The sequence below is a fragment of the Spongiibacter tropicus DSM 19543 genome (genome assembly GCF_000420325.1).
Lineage (GTDB): Bacteria > Pseudomonadota > Gammaproteobacteria > Pseudomonadales > Spongiibacteraceae > Spongiibacter > Spongiibacter tropicus.
The window spans coordinates 16,686-32,753 of record NZ_ATUS01000003.1; the positions used below are offsets into that span (position 1 = coordinate 16,686).

14 protein-coding genes are annotated in these 16,068 nt (G+C 56.2%); 1 reads left to right on the plus strand and 13 read right to left on the minus strand.

Features of this window, described 5'->3' with window-relative positions; translation table 11 throughout:
• Window position 1 precedes the first annotated feature (1 nt).
• The 13 genes from G411_RS0113410 to gyrA all read right to left on the minus strand — a co-directional run bounded on the left by G411_RS0113410 (window position 2) and on the right by gyrA (window position 14,458).
• Window positions 2-973, minus strand: a complete 972-nt coding sequence (locus G411_RS0113410; protein WP_022959729.1) for a hypothetical protein — start codon at window positions 971-973, stop codon at window positions 2-4.
• Between the two features lie 40 nt (window positions 974-1,013).
• The gene (gene pyrF / locus G411_RS0113415; RefSeq protein ID WP_028968435.1) at window positions 1,014-1,715 is read right to left on the minus strand and encodes an orotidine-5'-phosphate decarboxylase; all 702 of its coding nucleotides are present in this window, start codon (window positions 1,713-1,715) and stop codon (window positions 1,014-1,016) included.
• 7 nt (window positions 1,716-1,722) lie between these two features.
• Window positions 1,723-2,883, minus strand: coding sequence for a hypothetical protein (locus G411_RS0113420; protein ID WP_022959731.1), 1,161 nt, complete (start codon window positions 2,881-2,883; stop codon window positions 1,723-1,725).
• Window positions 2,884-2,888: 5 nt separating this feature from the next.
• Window positions 2,889-3,164, minus strand: coding sequence for a lipopolysaccharide assembly protein LapA domain-containing protein (locus G411_RS20470; protein WP_022959732.1), 276 nt, complete (start codon window positions 3,162-3,164; stop codon window positions 2,889-2,891).
• 84 nt (window positions 3,165-3,248) lie between these two features.
• Window positions 3,249-3,542, minus strand: coding sequence for an integration host factor subunit beta (locus G411_RS0113430; protein WP_022959733.1), 294 nt, complete (start codon window positions 3,540-3,542; stop codon window positions 3,249-3,251).
• Between the two features lie 103 nt (window positions 3,543-3,645).
• Window positions 3,646-5,325, minus strand: a complete 1,680-nt coding sequence (rpsA, locus tag G411_RS0113435; protein ID WP_022959734.1) for a 30S ribosomal protein S1 — start codon at window positions 5,323-5,325, stop codon at window positions 3,646-3,648.
• 144 nt (window positions 5,326-5,469) lie between these two features.
• Window positions 5,470-6,156, minus strand: a complete 687-nt coding sequence (gene cmk, locus G411_RS0113440; RefSeq protein WP_022959735.1) for a (d)CMP kinase — start codon at window positions 6,154-6,156, stop codon at window positions 5,470-5,472.
• Window positions 6,156-7,454 (minus strand): 3-phosphoshikimate 1-carboxyvinyltransferase, encoded by a 1,299-nt coding sequence (gene aroA, locus G411_RS22355; RefSeq protein ID WP_028968436.1) that lies wholly within the window; start codon window positions 7,452-7,454, stop codon window positions 6,156-6,158. The genes cmk and aroA overlap by 1 nt, the downstream gene beginning before the upstream one ends.
• 23 nt (window positions 7,455-7,477) lie before the next feature.
• Window positions 7,478-8,371 (minus strand): prephenate dehydrogenase/arogenate dehydrogenase family protein, encoded by an 894-nt coding sequence (locus G411_RS22360; RefSeq protein WP_037509472.1) that lies wholly within the window; start codon window positions 8,369-8,371, stop codon window positions 7,478-7,480.
• Window positions 8,368-9,477 carry a histidinol-phosphate transaminase gene (hisC, locus tag G411_RS0113455; RefSeq protein ID WP_022959736.1) on the minus strand — a complete coding sequence of 370 codons (1,110 nt, stop codon included), beginning with the start codon at window positions 9,475-9,477 and terminating at the stop codon, window positions 8,368-8,370. The genes G411_RS22360 and hisC overlap by 4 nt, the downstream gene beginning before the upstream one ends.
• Window positions 9,478-9,530: 53 nt before the next feature.
• Entirely contained in the window at window positions 9,531-10,673 is a 1,143-nt protein-coding gene (gene pheA, locus G411_RS0113460; protein ID WP_022959737.1) for a prephenate dehydratase, read from the minus strand.
• Window positions 10,674-10,676: 3 nt separating this feature from the next.
• Complete coding sequence (gene serC, locus G411_RS0113465) at window positions 10,677-11,756, minus strand: 3-phosphoserine/phosphohydroxythreonine transaminase (protein WP_022959738.1); 1,080 nt, start codon at window positions 11,754-11,756, stop codon at window positions 10,677-10,679.
• 62 nt (window positions 11,757-11,818) lie between these two features.
• A complete protein-coding gene (gene gyrA / locus G411_RS0113470; RefSeq protein ID WP_022959739.1) occupies window positions 11,819-14,458 on the minus strand; it encodes a DNA gyrase subunit A in 2,640 nt (879 codons plus the stop codon).
• 281 nt (window positions 14,459-14,739) lie between these two features.
• On the opposite strand from gyrA, the gene G411_RS0113475 reads away from it, so the two are divergent.
• Window positions 14,740-16,068: a TRZ/ATZ family hydrolase gene (locus G411_RS0113475; protein ID WP_022959740.1), complete on the plus strand. Its 1,329-nt coding sequence runs from the start codon at window positions 14,740-14,742 to the stop codon at window positions 16,066-16,068.

Genomic DNA, 16,068 nt, shown 5'->3' on the forward strand with positions numbered 1-16,068 from the left:
TTCAGCGATTGAGCTCCCGATAGAAGGCTTCAAACTGCGCACTGAACTGCTCCAGACTGCCACCGGCCAGGTCGTTGATCCCTGCCGCCGCCGCACGACCACCGCCCGTCGGGAACTGGCGACAGAATTCATCAGCACCGCGTTTGTTATTAAGGGGAGCCCGAATGCTGACCAGGTAGTTGCCGTTAGCCTTTTCCGTCAACACGGCGTGAGCACGATCGGGGTAGGCGTTGGCCAGATCGTTTCCGTACACACCGCTGACACGTCGAGCCCAGCGCTCATTGGGCAGAACATAGACCGCCACGGTATCCGAAGCGTGAACCGGCGGCAGTTTAGCCGCCGAACGCATATCGTTCTGATAACCGGCTTGAAGGGCCTCGAAGGTTTCAGCAGCCTCTTCCATGAACGTGAAGGGACTATCGAAATGCCGCATTTTTTCGAACAATTCTGTCGGCGTGAAATGCAGATCGTCCAGGCTGGCCCCATAGCCATTGTAGTTCAGGTAGATACCCAGATTTTCCAGCCGGGATATTTCGGACGCATCTAGGTCGCATTGCTTTGCGACGGTCTCCGCACTGGCACGTAAATTGTCACCAAATGCACCCACGATGGCCCACTCGGCATAAGCCCCTTGCAAATGGCCATTCACCAACAGGCTGGTGCACACATCAGCAGCGGTATTTATACGACTGGTGAGCAAGGGATGGTCAGGGATATCACCGGCAAAATGGTGATCGACATAAAAGACTTCTGCGCCCGCCGCCAGAATACGGTTCAACGGCTCCGTATTTTTATCCATGGAGACATCCAGTACCGTAACAACATCTCCCGATGCCGCCTGCACACGCTCAAGCAACGCGATATCGCGTTTTACACCACTGACCAGTTCGCTGTCCTGAGGGCTAGCCAGGCGCAGTTGTATCAGCGCGCAAAGGCCATCCGCATCGCCATTGAACACATCAATAAATGCCATGCATAAATCCTTATCTGTTATTCCTGATAGGCAGTGAGGGCTAACAACCCAATGCCCGGTTAATACGATTCAGTGCCTCAAGCGGCTGCTCGGCACGACTAATGGGTCGCCCGATGACCAGATAGCTGCTACCCAATGCCATCGCCTGCTCGGGCGTTGCAATACGCTGCTGGTCGTCCTGCGCACTGTCTGCGGGGCGAATACCCGGAGTAACTAATAGAAAATTCTTACCGCGCTCAGCCCGGAGCACGGGGGCTTCCTGTGCAGAGCAAACCACACCATCCATGCCACTTTCTTCAGCCAGATGGGCGAGGTGGGATACCTGCTCGGCGGCGCTGCGCTGAATGCCCTGCTCGACAAGATCACTGTCCTGCATCGATGTCAGTACAGTCACCGCAATCAAGAGTGGCGCCTTGTCACCGAAAGGCCGCAGCGCCTCTCTGGCTGCACGCATCATTTTTGAGCCGCCGCTGGCGTGAACATTCACCATCCACACGCCCTTTTCAGCCGCTACGCGAACCGCCGCTGCCACCGTGTTAGGAATGTCATGAAATTTGAGATCCAGAAAGACCTCGAAACCGCGCGCGTGCAACTGATCCAGCACTTGCGGGCCGAACAAGGTAAATAATTCCTTGCCGACTTTGACTCGACATGCCGCCGGGTCGAGCTGGTCCAGGAGTTGTGTCAATTCTTGCTGGGTGGCTACATCCAGGGCAACCACGACGGGAGAAGTCACAGACATCGGGTAATCAATCACCTTGTGTACTACGGATGGGCGCAATAGTACCCCACTGCTCACAGCTCGGACACAGCCAATGCAGTTTGCGGCCGGAAAAACCGCAGTGTCGGCAGTGATAGGTGGGGCGCTCGTCCCGCAATGTCGCCAGCGCGTCAACCAATGGCTGCAGTGAAGACTGTGTCGACTCCAGCTTCAAGGCCGCTACCAGCAATCGCAATGTAGACCGACGCGATATGGCCTCTCTGAGAACAACTTTGGCCGCCTCGGCATCGCGAACGGCGAGTTTTTCCGCCAAGGCAATTTCTGCAGTAGAACTTTGGGTATGCTCCGCCAAGTCCTTGAGGATTGCTATGTGGTCAATAGATTCGGGTAGCGCATCAAACACCTCGCCGAGCAAGGGCAGGATTTCCATTGTAAAAGCGGGCTGAGCTTTAGACAGACTTACCAGCATATTCAGACTGTAATCGGGTTGCTCAGCAAGATATCGTCGCGCCACTAACATCACTGCACGAAGATTTTCCGCATCCAACTCAACAGCCTTATGAAGCCAATCATCAACAGCCGTCGCCGCGCCTTGCCGAATAGCGTCTTCAGCCATGGCGCAGTAATAGTGGCTCAGCGCACGACTGATTTGCCCAACCTCTTCTGCTGAGTCACGACCACTAAGGGCCTTCAAGCGCTTGCGGGCCACAGCCGCCGCTTTTTCCCAGTCCTTCTCTGCCTGATAAATTTGCTGCAACAGCGCCAGCGCCTCCGCATTGCTGTTGTCACTGATCATATCGCGGAGCATTGCTTCTGCGCGGTCATGCAGGCCCGCCGCTATATAATCTTTTACCAGTTCCAGATGCGCCTTCTGCCGACTTTTTTCAGGCAAGCCAGACCACGCCAACAAGTGTTGATGAATACGCGTGGCCGCCTCAAAATCGCCTTTGCCGCGCATCAGTCTGGCAAGACTGAGGTAAGTATCCAGCGTATCTTCGCCGACCGGTATCAACTCGATAACATGATCGAGCTCTGTGCCGGGCTGGTCTCCGAGCAGAACACTCAGCCCCTGATAATAGACCGGCGATTCCGAGCTGGATAAAACCTCCTCACCACGGCTTCTCCTCCCCAGCCACCAACCGAGCGCGATGGCAAGAATGAAGGTGCTGTAAGGTAGAAGATGCTCCATGGAAATCAGGCTTGCCGCTCCGGCGAAGCGCGCTTCACGTTGCGCAACAGTCTGAGCCGGGAAGCCTGGAGACGAATAAGAACGAAAGACGCGGAAAGCATGCCACAGAGGCCACCCACAAAAAATGACAGGATGACCCAAGTGGACAAACGCTGCTCAGGAAGCTCCGCAACAAGGACATTGAGGGACACCAAAGTGGTGTTTTCCATACTGAACAACAGCCCGAGCATGACAACTGCCATAACCAATAGCAGCAACAGCAGAGACTTCAACACGCGCATCCAGAAATCCTATCCATAAAAAAACGGCATGATCGAAGACCATACCGTTCTTGTTCGATAAAGACCAGCTACTGAGCAGGGTCTTTAATCGGTATTGAGACTCAGGTTCACTCGCTCGCGCAGCTCTTTACCAGGCTTAAAATGAGGAACGTACTTTCCGGGCAACTGAACTGTATCGCCAGTTTTGGGATTACGCCCCATACGCGGCTCGCGATAGTGCAGGGAAAAACTGCCAAATCCACGGATTTCGATGCGGCTACCCGTCGCCAAGACTTGAGACATATGCTCAATCATGGTTTTGACAGCTAACTCGATATCCTTGTGCGACAACTGCGGCTGACGTTCAGCCATCAGCTCAATCAACTCAGACTTGGTCATTGCTTAACCCCATCGACTCCAGCAACAAGCCTAGCTTAGCACTTTTTTGCTTGCAAGCCAGTTAGTTACGAACGCCCGCTTGAGCGCTCGTAACCGGCGAGTCTCAGTCTTTGTTTTCCATCTGAGCTTTGATCAGGTCACCGATGGTCGCCGGAGCGGCCGCTTCAGATTCCTTCTCGCGAAGGGCTTTCACCGCTTCTTTCTCGTCTTCCATGTCCTTGGCTTTGATAGACAGGCTCAGGCTGCGGTTTTTGCGATCAACGCTGATCACTTTGACCTCAACTTCTTCGCCTTCTTTCAGCACATTGCGCGCGTCTTCAACGCGGTCACGGCTGATTTCAGAAGCCTTCAGAACACCTTCAACTTCGTCAGCAAGCGTAATGATCGCTGCTTTGGCATCCACTTCCTTCACAACACCCGTTACGATGCTGCCGCGATCATTGACGGCCACATAGTCAGAGAACGGGTCTTCTTCCAGTTGTTTGATACCCAGAGAGATGCGCTCACGCTCGGGATCGATAGACAGGATGACGGTTTCAATTTCGTCGCCTTTCTTGAATTTGCGAACAGCATCTTCGCCGCTTTCATTCCAAGAAATGTCTGACAGGTGAACCAGACCGTCGATATTGCCGTCCAGGCCGATGAAGATACCGAAGTCAGTGATCGACTTGATCGCACCGCTGATCTTGTCGCCCTTGGTGAACTGAGAACCGAAGGCATCCCAAGGATTCTGCTGGCACTGTTTGATACCCAGAGAAATACGACGACGCTCTTCGTCGATATCCAGAATCATCACTTCCACTTCGTCGCCAACTTGCACGACTTTAGAGGGGTGGATGTTCTTGTTGGTCCAATCCATTTCGGATACGTGTACCAGACCTTCAACACCTTCTTCGATCTCAGCGAAGCAGCCGTAGTCAGTCAGGTTAGTCACTTTGGCTTTTACGCGGCTGTTCTCGGGGTAACGGGTTTTGATTGCCACCCAGGGATCTTCGCCCAGTTGCTTCAGACCCAGTGAAACACGGTTGCGCTCACGGTCGAACTTCAGAATACGAACGTCGATTTCGTCGCCAACATTCACAATTTCGCTCGGGTGCTTGATGCGCTTCCACGCCATGTCAGTGATGTGCAGCAGGCCATCAATGCCGCCGAGGTCTACGAATGCACCGTAGTCGGTCAGGTTCTTAACGATACCTTTAACAACCATGCCTTCTTGCAGAGATTCCAGCAGTGCTTCGCGCTCTTCGCTGTTAACACTTTCCAGAACCGCACGACGAGAAACAACAACGTTGTTGCGCTTCTGGTCCAGCTTGATCACTTTAAATTCGAGTTCTTTGCCTTCCAGGTGAGCAGTGTCACGTACCGGACGTACATCAACCAGCGAGCCGGGCAGGAACGCGCGAATGCTGTTGATATCGACGGTGAAACCACCCTTGACTTTGCCATTGATAATACCGGTAACGGTCTCTTCTGCCTCGTAGGCAGCTTCCAGAGCCGTCCAGGCTTCGGCGCGCTTTGCTTTCTCGCGAGACAGACGGGTTTCACCGAAACCGTCTTCAACAGACTCCAGGGCAACCTGAACTTCGTCGCCAACTTGCAGAGAGAATTCGCCACCTTCGGTGACAAACTGATCGCGGGGAATTACGCCTTCCGACTTCAGACCGGCGTGAACCGTCACCCAGTCGCTGTCGATGTCGATAACCACACCGGTCACAATTGAACCGGGCTTCATATCGATGGTTTTTAAACTTTCTTCAAACAGTTCAGCAAAGCTTTCGCTCATTAGTCATTACCTGAGAGTAGTAGTGGCGTTGCCACTATATCGCCGCATTACCAGCTAACGCGGGTCAGTTTTTTAAAGCCTCCCCCATGGCTAGCTGGTGTTGACACCATTCGGGGAAACCCTTTGAAAATCAATAACGTCGCTTCAGGACGCAACAAAGCGGGCCTTGGCTTGCGCCATTACCCGTTCAAACACATCTTGTATCCCGAGGTCGCTGCTGTCGATCAGCAGGGCATCGTCCGCTGCCTTTAACGGCGCGTGCTGCCGCTCCGAATCACGCTTGTCGCGGGCCCGGATCTCCTCTAAAAGGGCCGCGAGGTTAACACTATCGCCCTTTTCTTTCAACTGCATGAAACGACGACGGGCCCGCTCTTCGGCGCTGGCGGTCAAAAACACCTTTAGGGGCGCGTCAGGAAAAACCACCGTACCCATGTCGCGACCGTCGGCCACAAGGCCCGGTAATTGGGCAAAATCGCGCTGGCGCTGCAACAGCGCTTCGCGTACCGCTGGCAGAACTGCCACCCGCGATGCCAACATGCCGGTTGTTTCAGTGCGCAGTTCACCACTCACATCAACGCCATCCAGCATTACTCGACTGGGTTCGCCCTGCTGACCGGGCAGAAAGGCCACATCGAGGTCAGCAGCCAGCGCCGCCACTGCCGCCTCGTCGCCAAAATCCAGCCGGCGCTTATCGGCGGCCATGCCTACTAATCGGTACAGTGCGCCACTGTCCAGAAGATGCCAGCCCAGCTCAAGGGCCAGCATCTGACAGAGGGTGCCCTTACCTGAACCACTGGGGCCATCAATACAGATGACGGGAGCCACAGCCATCAGCGAACCTCCAGGCGCATGCCTGCGTGCTGGGCCAGCTCCACAAAATTGGGAAATGAGGTAGCGACATTGTCGCAATCTTCAATATGGATACTGTCTGTCGCGCGTAGCGCCGCCACAGCAAAGGACATCGCAATGCGGTGATCGTGGTGGCTGTTAACGCGACCGCCGGTTATCTGGCCACCATCAATGATGATGCCGTCTTCCGTCGCCTCGGCCTGAATACCCATGCCAGCCAAGCCATCGGCCATTACCTGAATACGATCACTTTCTTTAACACGCAGCTCTTCTGCGCCACGCAGCACAGTACGCCCTTCGGCGCAGGCCGCCGCCACAAATAACACCGGAAATTCATCAATCGCCAGAGGCACCTGATTTTCGGGGATATCAATGCCCTTCAGCGGCGCATAGCGTATGCGAATGTCCGCCACGGGCTCACCACCTACATCGCGCTCGTTCAGCAGCTCAATGCTGCCGCCCATCGCGCGCAGAATATTGACCACACCAATGCGTGTGGGGTTGATACCCACATGTTCCAGAGTCAGGTCGGCACCCGGCGTGATGCTGGCCGCCACCATGAAAAAAGCCGCCGAAGAAATATCTGCCGGCACATCGATGTGAACCGCCGTCATGCGGTGGCCACCCTCAAGGCTGGCAGTCGCGCCATCCACCTTAACGGGATACCCAAAGCCTCTTAACATACGCTCACTGTGGTCGCGGGTAGGTGCAGGTTCGGTAGTACGCGTTTGCCCCTCAGCATAGAGCCCCGCCAGCAGTACACAGGACTTGACCTGTGCACTGGCCATCGGCAGCACATAGTCAATGCCGTGCAAAGCTTGGCCGCCGCGAATAATCATCGGCGGGCGACCGCCCTCTTGAGTTTCAACCTTCGCACCCATTGCCCGCAGGGGCACGGCTACGCGCTCCATCGGCCGCTTGCTGAGAGACACGTCACCTGTAAGTACCGTATCAAAGGCCTGTCCGGCCAACAGTCCCGCCAGCAGGCGCATAGACGTGCCGGAGTTGCCGACGTACAACTCCCCGGCCGGGGCTTTCAAGCCGCCGCGACCGACGCCGTGGATACTGACCTTGCCATTATCTGGACCATCGATTTGCACCCCCATGGCACGAAATGCTTTGATGGTCGACAGTGCATCTTCCCCTTCGAGAAAGCCTTCAACGGTGGTAACACCATCGGCAATCGCCCCAAACATAATACAGCGATGAGAAATCGACTTATCGCCAGGAACACGCAACGTGCCACAAACGCTGCCACCAGGCTGAGCTATAAATTCCACGTTTTACTCTCTATATCCGTAATTCAGTCAGATGACGGTTTACGTCCCGCTTTATATTGTCCAAGAAAATGCTCGTCCCTCGCCTGCTTCGCGCGGGCAAACACTTGCTTGATGGCCGGCCCATCACCATCGGCAATTAGCTGCCGTACGGTCTGCAGGTGTCCGGCGAAATTATCCAGCCCATCCAGAATAGCTTGCTGGTTGGCCAGTACGATGTCATGCCACATGGTCGGATCACTGGAGGCAATCCGGGTAAAATCCCGAAAGCCACCCGCCGCAAAGCGGAAAATATCCGCCGCCCGGCCATTAGCAGCCAGCGCATCGACCAACGTATAGGCCAATACATGAGGGAGGTGACTGGTGGCCGCCAACACGGCGTCGTGCTCATCGACCGCCATATCCACGACCTCGGCACCAGCCGCTTCCCACATTTGGCGCACAGTATTTACCGCTTCGACATCATTCCCTGGCAGGGGAGTAAGGATCACACGGTGATCCACAAACAGATCAGTCTTGGCGGCCTCGACGCCACTCTGCTCAGAGCCCGCAATAGGATGCCCTAACACCAGTCTCGGGGGCAGTACGTCAAAAACCGATTCGGCTGCGCGCAGCATATTCCCTTTTACACTGGCCACATCCGTAACAATCATCCGCTCATCAATCAACGGAGCAAGATCCGCCAAAACCTGCTCGGCCACCAGCGTTGGGGTGGCAACCAGCACAATATCTGCGCCAGCGACCGCCTCGGCAAGATCCAGCGTCCAGTTGTCGATAACTCCCAGCGCCAAGCCCTTTTCCAAGGAGGCACTGCGGCGACCGGTGGCCCACACTTCGCCCACCGCCGACTTGGCTTTGAGCGCCTTGGCCAGCGACCCGCCCATCAAGCCGAGACCGATAATCGTCAATTTGCCAATCATGACAGTTCGTCCAATACCTCTCTCAGGGCACGAAGAAAGCGCTGATTTTCCGCTTCCAGACCAATCGTCACCCGCAGATGACGCGGCATCCCATATACCCCGATAGGCCTCACGATAATGCCCTTGCGCAGCAGGCTATCGTAGTACGGCATAGCCTCACCGGGCATTTCCACCGTCAGGAAATTACCTGCCGATTCAATATACGGCAGCCCGAGTTCGTCAAAGCCCCGACGCAATTGCAGCATACCCGAGGTATTTACCTCGCGACTGCGACGCAGATAGACCTCGTCGCCCAACGCAGCGATGGCCGCTGTCATCGCAGGCATACTCACGTTGAATGGTGCACGCACGCGGTTGAGCAGATCGGCTATATCCGGATGACTGACCGAGTAGCCGATACGCAGACCGGCCAGACCGTAAGCCTTGGAGAAGGTGCGCGTCACCACCAGATTCGGGTAATCCGCCAGCATGGCAATGCTGTCCGGGTAGCCAGGCTCGGCGGCGTATTCGGCATAGGCTTCATCCAGCACCACGACAACGCTTTCGGGCACTCTGGCCATAAAGCTGCGCAGCGCCGACTCGCTCAACCAGGTTCCGGTAGGATTGTTGGGATTGGCAATAAAAACCAGGCGCGTACTGTCCTCGATCGCCGCCGCCATGGCATCCAGATCATTACCCCAGTCTTTGGCAGGCGTCACGATGGCTCGTGCACCGGCGGTCTGCACCGCAATGGGATACACCACAAAGGCGTACTGGGAAAACACGGCACTGCTGTCGGAATCAAGAAATACCCGGCCCAGCAGGTCCAGCACGTCATTGGAGCCATTACCCAGCGTCAACTGCCCCGCCTCAACACCCAGCACATTACTCAGTGCGTCTTTCAGAGCAAAGCCACCCGCGTCTGGATAGAGGTGCAATTGCTTGGCGGCTGCCTGATATGCCGCCAGCGCGGAAGCCGGCGGCCCCAGCGGGTTTTCATTACTCGCCAGCTTGACCACATCGCTCAAGCCCAGCTCACGCTCCAGCTCTTCAATGGGTTTACCCGCCTGATATGGCTGTAAGCCCTGAATGCCCTCATTGGCCAGAGCTATAAAATCGCACGTCATGTTTGCCTCTCAAAATAACAGCAGAAACGGCTCCGGCGTCCGCCTGTCACGCCTTACAGCGCGGCCTTGGGATAGGAGCCGAGAATCTTGCACATCACGGTCTGCTGAGAAATGGTGTCGAGAATCGACGCTATCTTGGCATCCTGCTGGTGCCCTTCAAATTCAATGAAGAACACATACGTCCAGGTTTCTGTTCGGGAAGGCCGGGTATCGATGCGAGTCAGCATGACGTTGTTCTGCTCGAAGGGCTCCAGCAACTTGAACAACGCACCGGGACGGTTGTGAGCCGAGACCACAATAGAGGTCTTATCGCGACCACTGGGCGCCACGTCCTCACGACCGATAACCAGGAAGCGGGTGGTGTTATCTGGCTGATCTTCAATATCCACCGCCAGTTTATTCAGTCCGTACTGCTGCGCCGCCAAATCCCCCGCGATGGCCGCGACGCCGGGATCGGTGCTCGCCATGCGTGCGGCTTCACCATTGCTGCTGACCGCGACCCGCTCCACATTGGGGAAATTGGCATCCAGCCAGCGGCGGCTCTGGGCCAGTGCCTGCTGGTGCGCACAGATTCGCTTGATATCTCCAGCCTCGCCATTGGCGACCAAAAGATTCAAGCGCACCCGAAGTTCCACTTCGCCGCAGATTTTCAGCGACGAGTTCATAAAGGCATCGAGGGTGTGGGACACCATACCCTCAGTGGAATTTTCCACCGGCACCACACCGTAATGGCACTGACCGGACTCCACCTGAGCAAAGACGCTATCGATGGTAGTCTGCGGCACACTGATCACCGCGTGGCCAAAATGCTTAAGCGCCGCTGCTTGGGTGAACGTCCCCTCAGGCCCTAGGTAAGCGACCTCCATGGGCTTCTCAAGCGCCAGGCAGGCAGACATGATCTCTCGAAAGATATAGGCGACGGTGTCGTCGGCCAGCGGCCCTTGATTCGCCGCCTTAACCCGCGCCAACACCTGTGCTTCGCGTTCCGGACGGTAGAACAGCAGTTGCTGAGCACTGCTGTTACCTTCACCCGACTCAAACTTCTGCGCCTCTTCAAACTCCCGGAGCTTGACCTCGGCAACCTGCTGGGCGCAGCGGGCACGACGATTCAACAGCTCGTGAATCTGGCTGTCGATACTGTCGATCGCCTGCCGTAAATCGCTCAGATTTACCGGCTTATCGCTTGAATCGCTCATCGCTTAGCCATTGCCCTTCGCGAAATCTTTCATGTAATCGATCAGCGCATCCACCGCGGCCTCAGGCACGGCGTTGTAGATGCTGGCACGCATACCACCCACGGAGCGGTGACCTTTGAGGTTCAGCAGGCCTGCCTCATCGGCGCCCGCCAAAAAAGCTTTATCCAAACTGCTATCGGCCAGCACGAAAGGAATATTCATCAGCGAGCGGCTGGCCACTTCAACGGGGTTGCTGTAGAAACCGCTGGCATCAATATAGCCGTACAGTTTTTCCGCTTTGCGACGGTTGATCTGCTCCACCGCATCCAGACCACCCTGCGCTTTCAGCCACTTAAACACCAAACCTGACAAGTACCAGGCCAGCGTTGGCGGCGTGTTGTACATGGAGTCATTATCCGCGGCGGTCTTGTAGTCGAGCATCGTCGGCGTGGCCGCTCGCGCTTTGCCCAACAGATCTTTGCGAACGATGACGATGGTCAGCCCCGCAGGTCCAATGTTTTTCTGGGCGCCGGCATAGATCACGCCGAACTTATTTACATCAATCGGGCGCGACAGGATGGTAGAGGACATGTCGGCCACCAGCGGCGCATTCACCTCAGGCGTCCAGAAAAACTCAACGCCGCCAATGGTTTCATTGGGGGTGTAGTGCAGATAGGCCGCATTGTCACTGAGCTGCCAGCTGTCAAAAGCCGGAATGCTGGAAAAGTTGCTGTCCTCGGAACTGGCCACCACATTTACATTGGCGTAGCGCCCGGCTTCTTTGATCGCCTTTTTCGACCATTGCCCGGTATTGACGTAGTCCACAACATCGCCGTCTTCGGCCAGATTCAGCGGCACTGACGCAAACTGCGTACTGGCGCCACCCTGCAGAAACAGAACGGCATAGTCATCGCTGATACCCAGCAGCTCACGCAGATCCGCTTCAGCTTCATTGGCAATGCCCACCATCTCGTCGGAACGATGGCTCATCTCCATCACTGACAGGCCACGGCCCCGCCAATCCAGCAGTTCTTCCTGAGCCTGACGAAGTACGGCTTCGGGAATCGCTGCCGGTCCTGCGCAAAAATTGTAGACACGCGCCATGATCTGTTCTGCTCCAATCCTGTTGTTTCAATTACGGTGTATAAAATAATGACCGGTCACATTTACTCTGCGACCGGGCTGTCTCCGGCTTCGCCAGCACTATCAGTGTCTGTCGGCGCAACGGTATCTGCCGCTAGAGCGTCGTCCCCGTCCTCGCCAACCACACTGTCGGCATCCTGCTCAGCGACCCGCTGAACACCTACCAGGCGCTCATCTTCGCGCAGGCGAATGACTTTAACGCCCTGAGTGTTGCGGCTCAGCAGCGAAATCTCATCGGTGCGCGTGCGCACCAGGGTGCCCTGATCCGTAATCAGCATCAGGTCGTCGCCATCGAATACCTGCACCGCACCGATCAGTGCGCCGTTGCGTTCACTCATGGTCATGGCGATAACGCCGCGGTTGCCGCGCCCTTTACAGGGATACTCTTCAACATCTGTGCGCTTGCCGTAGCCATTTTCCGACACGGTCAGCACCCGGCCATTTTCCTGAGGGATGATCATCGAGATGACCTGCTGATCGTCGTCCATGCGTACACCGCGCACACCGCGAGCAGTACGACCCATAGCACGTACATCACCCTCGGCAAAGCGCGCCGCTTTACCACCGCTGGTCAGCAGCATAACGTCGTTGCCACCGTCAGTAATCGCGGTACCGATCAGCACATCACCTTCATCCAGGTCCAGTGCTATCAGCCCTACGCTGCGCGGCCGCGAGAAGGCCTCCAGCGGCGTCTTCTTCACCGTGCCATTGGCCGTCGCCATGAAGATGAAGTAGCCCTCGGTGTACTCATGTACCGTCAAAATTGAGGTAATGCGTTCGTCTTCACCCAGTGGCAGCAGGTTGACCATGGGGCGTCCGCGGGAGTTACGCCCCGCTACCGGAATCTGATACACCTTCAACCAATACACTTTGCCGATGTTGCTGAAGCACAGAATCGTGTCGTGGGTATTGGCAACCAGCAGGTGCTCAACAAAGTCCTCTTCTTTTACTGCGGTCGCGGATTTACCCATACCACCGCGACGCTGGGCCGCGTAGGCATCCAGCGGCTGCGACTTGGCATACCCGCTGTGAGAAATGGTGACGACACGCTCTTCTTCGGGAATCAGGTCTTCGTGGGTCAGGTCCAGCTGCGACGCCACAATTTCAGTGCGACGGTCATCACCGAAGTCTGCAACCACCTGATTCAGCTCACCGCGAATTACGTCCAGCAGCACATCCGGGTTAGCCAGAATATTCAGGTACTCGGCGATTTCAGCCAGTTTTTCCTGATACTCGGCCAGCAGTTTCTCATGCTCGAGTCCGGTCAACTTTTGCAGACGCAGATCCAGAATTGCCTGAACCTGGGCCGGTGACAGCCAGTACTTGCCATCGCGCACGCCGAACTGGGCTTCCAGATCGTCCGGGCGGCAGGCATCCTCGCCCGCTCGCTCCAGCATGCCGCTGACTTCGCCAAGACCCCAGCCTCGTGAAATCAGATTATCTTTGGCTTCCTGAGTCGTCGCCGACGCCTTGATGGTGGCAATCACCTCATCAATGTTGGAAATGGCAACTGCCAGACCTTCCAGCACGTGGCCGCGCTCGCGGGCCTTGCGCAGCAGGTAAACGGTACGGCGAGTCACTACCTCACGGCGGTGACGGATAAAGTATTCCAGTAGTTCTTTGAGATTGAGGATACGCGGCTGATTATCAACCAGCGCGACAATATTGATACCGAAGACGTTTTGAAGTTGCGTCTGGGCGTAGAGGTTATTGAGCACCACTTCGCCTGATTCACCGCGCTTCATCTCGATCACCACACGCAAGCCATCTTTGTCAGACTCGTCGCGCAGCTCAGCAATACCTTCTATCTTCTTGTCTTTCACCAGCTCGGCGATCTTTTCGATCAGCCGGGCCTTGTTCACCTGATACGGCAGTTCGGTAACAACAATGGTGTCTTTGTTGGTCTTTTCATTGCTGATGACCTCGGCGCGGGCGCGAACATAAATGCGGCCACGGCCTGTCTTATAGGCCTCAACAATACCGGCGCGACCATTGATAATCGCTGCCGTGGGGAAGTCCGGCCCTGGAATATGCTCCATCAATTCTTCGACGGTGATATCCGAATTATCCAGCAGCGCCAGACAGCCGTTCACCACTTCCGTCAGGTTGTGGGGTGGCACATTGGTGGCCATGCCTACGGCGATACCGGAAGAACCATTTACCAACAAGCTGGGAATTTTAGTAGGCAGCACGGCCGGAATTTTCTCGGTGCCATCGTAGTTGGGCACCCAGTCGACCGTTTCCTTGTCGAGGTCCGCCAGCATCTCGTGGGAGATTTTCTGCATGCGAATCTCGGTGTAACGCATGGCCGCCGCGTTGTCACCATCGATGGAGCCAAAGTTACCCTGACCATCAACCAACATGTAGCGCATGGAGAAAGGCTGAGCCATACGAACAATGGTGTCGTAAACCGCTGAATCACCATGCGGGTGATATTTACCGATAACATCACCGACAACACGCGCCGACTTCTTGTACGCCTTGTTCCAGTCATTACTCAGTTCGCTCATGGCAAACAGAACCCGGCGGTGAACCGGCTTGAGGCCGTCGCGCACATCGGGCAGCGCCCGACCGACGATAACGCTCATGGCGTAATCCAGATAGGACTGCTTCAGTTCGTCCTCAATATTGACCGGCAGTATTTCTTTTGCGTTGTCAGCCATGAATAGCAAGCATCCTTATTTTATGCGCCTGCGGCCAACACCTGTGCTGACCTGTCCCGGCGCTTTTTTCCACCACAATCACACCACCCGAGAGAGGCGACAGGGAGCGGGAACAAAGCGGCAATATTAGCATATTTCAATGACGCATAGACAGCTCGATATCGCCGAAAATCCTTGCACTATCCCGACAACAGCCTTGCAGAACAGGTATACTTGCGCCGCTGTCCGGCCGATATCCAGGCCCCGCGCAACAACTGACCGACAACCACGACGGGATACGCATGAACCGCGCTGATCATACCGATATCGACACACTGCTCTTTCCCCGCTGGATACTGCCGATGACCGAAGGCTGCCCGGTACTGGAAGGCCACGCCCTTGCTATTCGCGACGGCATGATCGACGCCATCCTGCCAGCTGATGAGGCCCGAAGGCTCAACACAAAGGAGCACGTCGAGCTCCCCGAACACGCGCTTATGCCCGGCCTGATCAATGCCCACGGCCACTCTGCCATGAGTCTGTTTCGCGGCATGGCCGATGACCAACCGCTGCACACCTGGCTGAATGACCACATCTGGCCCGCAGAAGGCCGCTGGGTGAGCGAAGAATTTGTGCGCGATGGCAGCGCACTGGCCATTGCTGAAATGCTGCGTGGCGGCACCACGACCTTCAGCGATATGTACTTCTTCCCGGAAGTCACCGCCGACATCGCCCGTCGCGCCGGCATTCGCGCCCAGCTCAGCTTTCCTATTTTTGATTTCCCCAGCGCCTGGGGCAGTGGTCCGGAGGAGTATTTCCGCAAGGGCCTCGCTCTGCGCGACACCTACAAGCACAGCGATACAATTTTCGTTGCCTTCGGCCCTCACGCCCCCTACACGGTCGGCGACGACGCCTTGGGTAAAGTGGCGATGTTTGCCGAGGAGCTGGATGCGCCGATTCAGATTCACCTGCAGGAAACCGCCCAGGAAGTCGACGACGCGGTAAAACAGACCGGCCTCCGCCCCATTGAGCGCCTTGCCAAGCTGGGCATTCTCGGGCCGCGTACCCAGTGCGTCCACCTGGCCTGCTTGAGTGAGGACGATATCGCTTTATTGGCGCAGCACCGCAGCCACGCCATCCATTGTCCGGAGTCCAATCTGAAACTTGCGAGCGGGTTTTCGCCTGTCGAAGCCATGCGTGCCGCGGGGGTCAATGTGGCACTGGGCACTGATGGCGCCGCGAGCAATAACGATCTGGACCTATTCGGCGAGTTACGTACTGCTGCTCTGTTGGGCAAGGCCGTTGCCAGTAATGCCGGCGCCGTGCCCGACCACTACGCCTTGAGCATGGCGACAATCAATGGCGCCCGGGCGCTGGGCATCGACCACCTGGTCGGCAGTCTCGAAGCGGGCAAACAGGCCGATGTCATTGCCATCGACTTATCCGATCTCGCCCAGCAGCCCGTATACACACCGGTATCGCAACTGGTGTACACCCAAATCAGCCACCGCGTGCAGCACAGCTGGATCAAGGGCCGACGAATACTGGATAATGGCGCGCTGACCACGCTGGACAGCCGCGAACTTATTGAAAAAGCGCAGTACTGGCGCCGCAAAATCAGTGGAGAGTAA

Excerpts from the sequence above, each read along its gene's own strand:
- serC (WP_022959738.1), bottom strand. The coding sequence starts at position 11,756 with ATGGCGCGTGTCTACAATTTTTGCGCAGGACCGGCAGCGATTCCCGAA.
- gyrA (WP_022959739.1), bottom strand. The coding sequence starts at position 14,458 with ATGGCTGACAACGCAAAAGAAATACTGCCGGTCAATATTGAGGACGAA.
- rpsA (WP_022959734.1), bottom strand. The coding sequence starts at position 5,325 with ATGAGCGAAAGCTTTGCTGAACTGTTTGAAGAAAGTTTAAAAACCATC.
- pyrF (WP_028968435.1), bottom strand. The coding sequence starts at position 1,715 with ATGTCTGTGACTTCTCCCGTCGTGGTTGCCCTGGATGTAGCCACCCAG.
- G411_RS0113430 (WP_022959733.1), bottom strand. The coding sequence starts at position 3,542 with ATGACCAAGTCTGAGTTGATTGAGCTGATGGCTGAACGTCAGCCGCAG.
- cmk (WP_022959735.1), bottom strand. The coding sequence starts at position 6,156 with ATGGCTGTGGCTCCCGTCATCTGTATTGATGGCCCCAGTGGTTCAGGT.
- G411_RS20470 (WP_022959732.1), bottom strand. The coding sequence starts at position 3,164 with ATGCGCGTGTTGAAGTCTCTGCTGTTGCTGCTATTGGTTATGGCAGTT.
- G411_RS0113475 (WP_022959740.1), top strand. The coding sequence starts at position 14,740 with ATGAACCGCGCTGATCATACCGATATCGACACACTGCTCTTTCCCCGC.
- G411_RS22360 (WP_037509472.1), bottom strand. The coding sequence starts at position 8,371 with ATGATTGGCAAATTGACGATTATCGGTCTCGGCTTGATGGGCGGGTCG.
- G411_RS0113410 (WP_022959729.1), bottom strand. The coding sequence starts at position 973 with ATGGCATTTATTGATGTGTTCAATGGCGATGCGGATGGCCTTTGCGCG.
- pheA (WP_022959737.1), bottom strand. The coding sequence starts at position 10,673 with ATGAGCGATTCAAGCGATAAGCCGGTAAATCTGAGCGATTTACGGCAG.
- hisC (WP_022959736.1), bottom strand. The coding sequence starts at position 9,477 with ATGACGTGCGATTTTATAGCTCTGGCCAATGAGGGCATTCAGGGCTTA.
- G411_RS0113420 (WP_022959731.1), bottom strand. The coding sequence starts at position 2,883 with ATGGAGCATCTTCTACCTTACAGCACCTTCATTCTTGCCATCGCGCTC.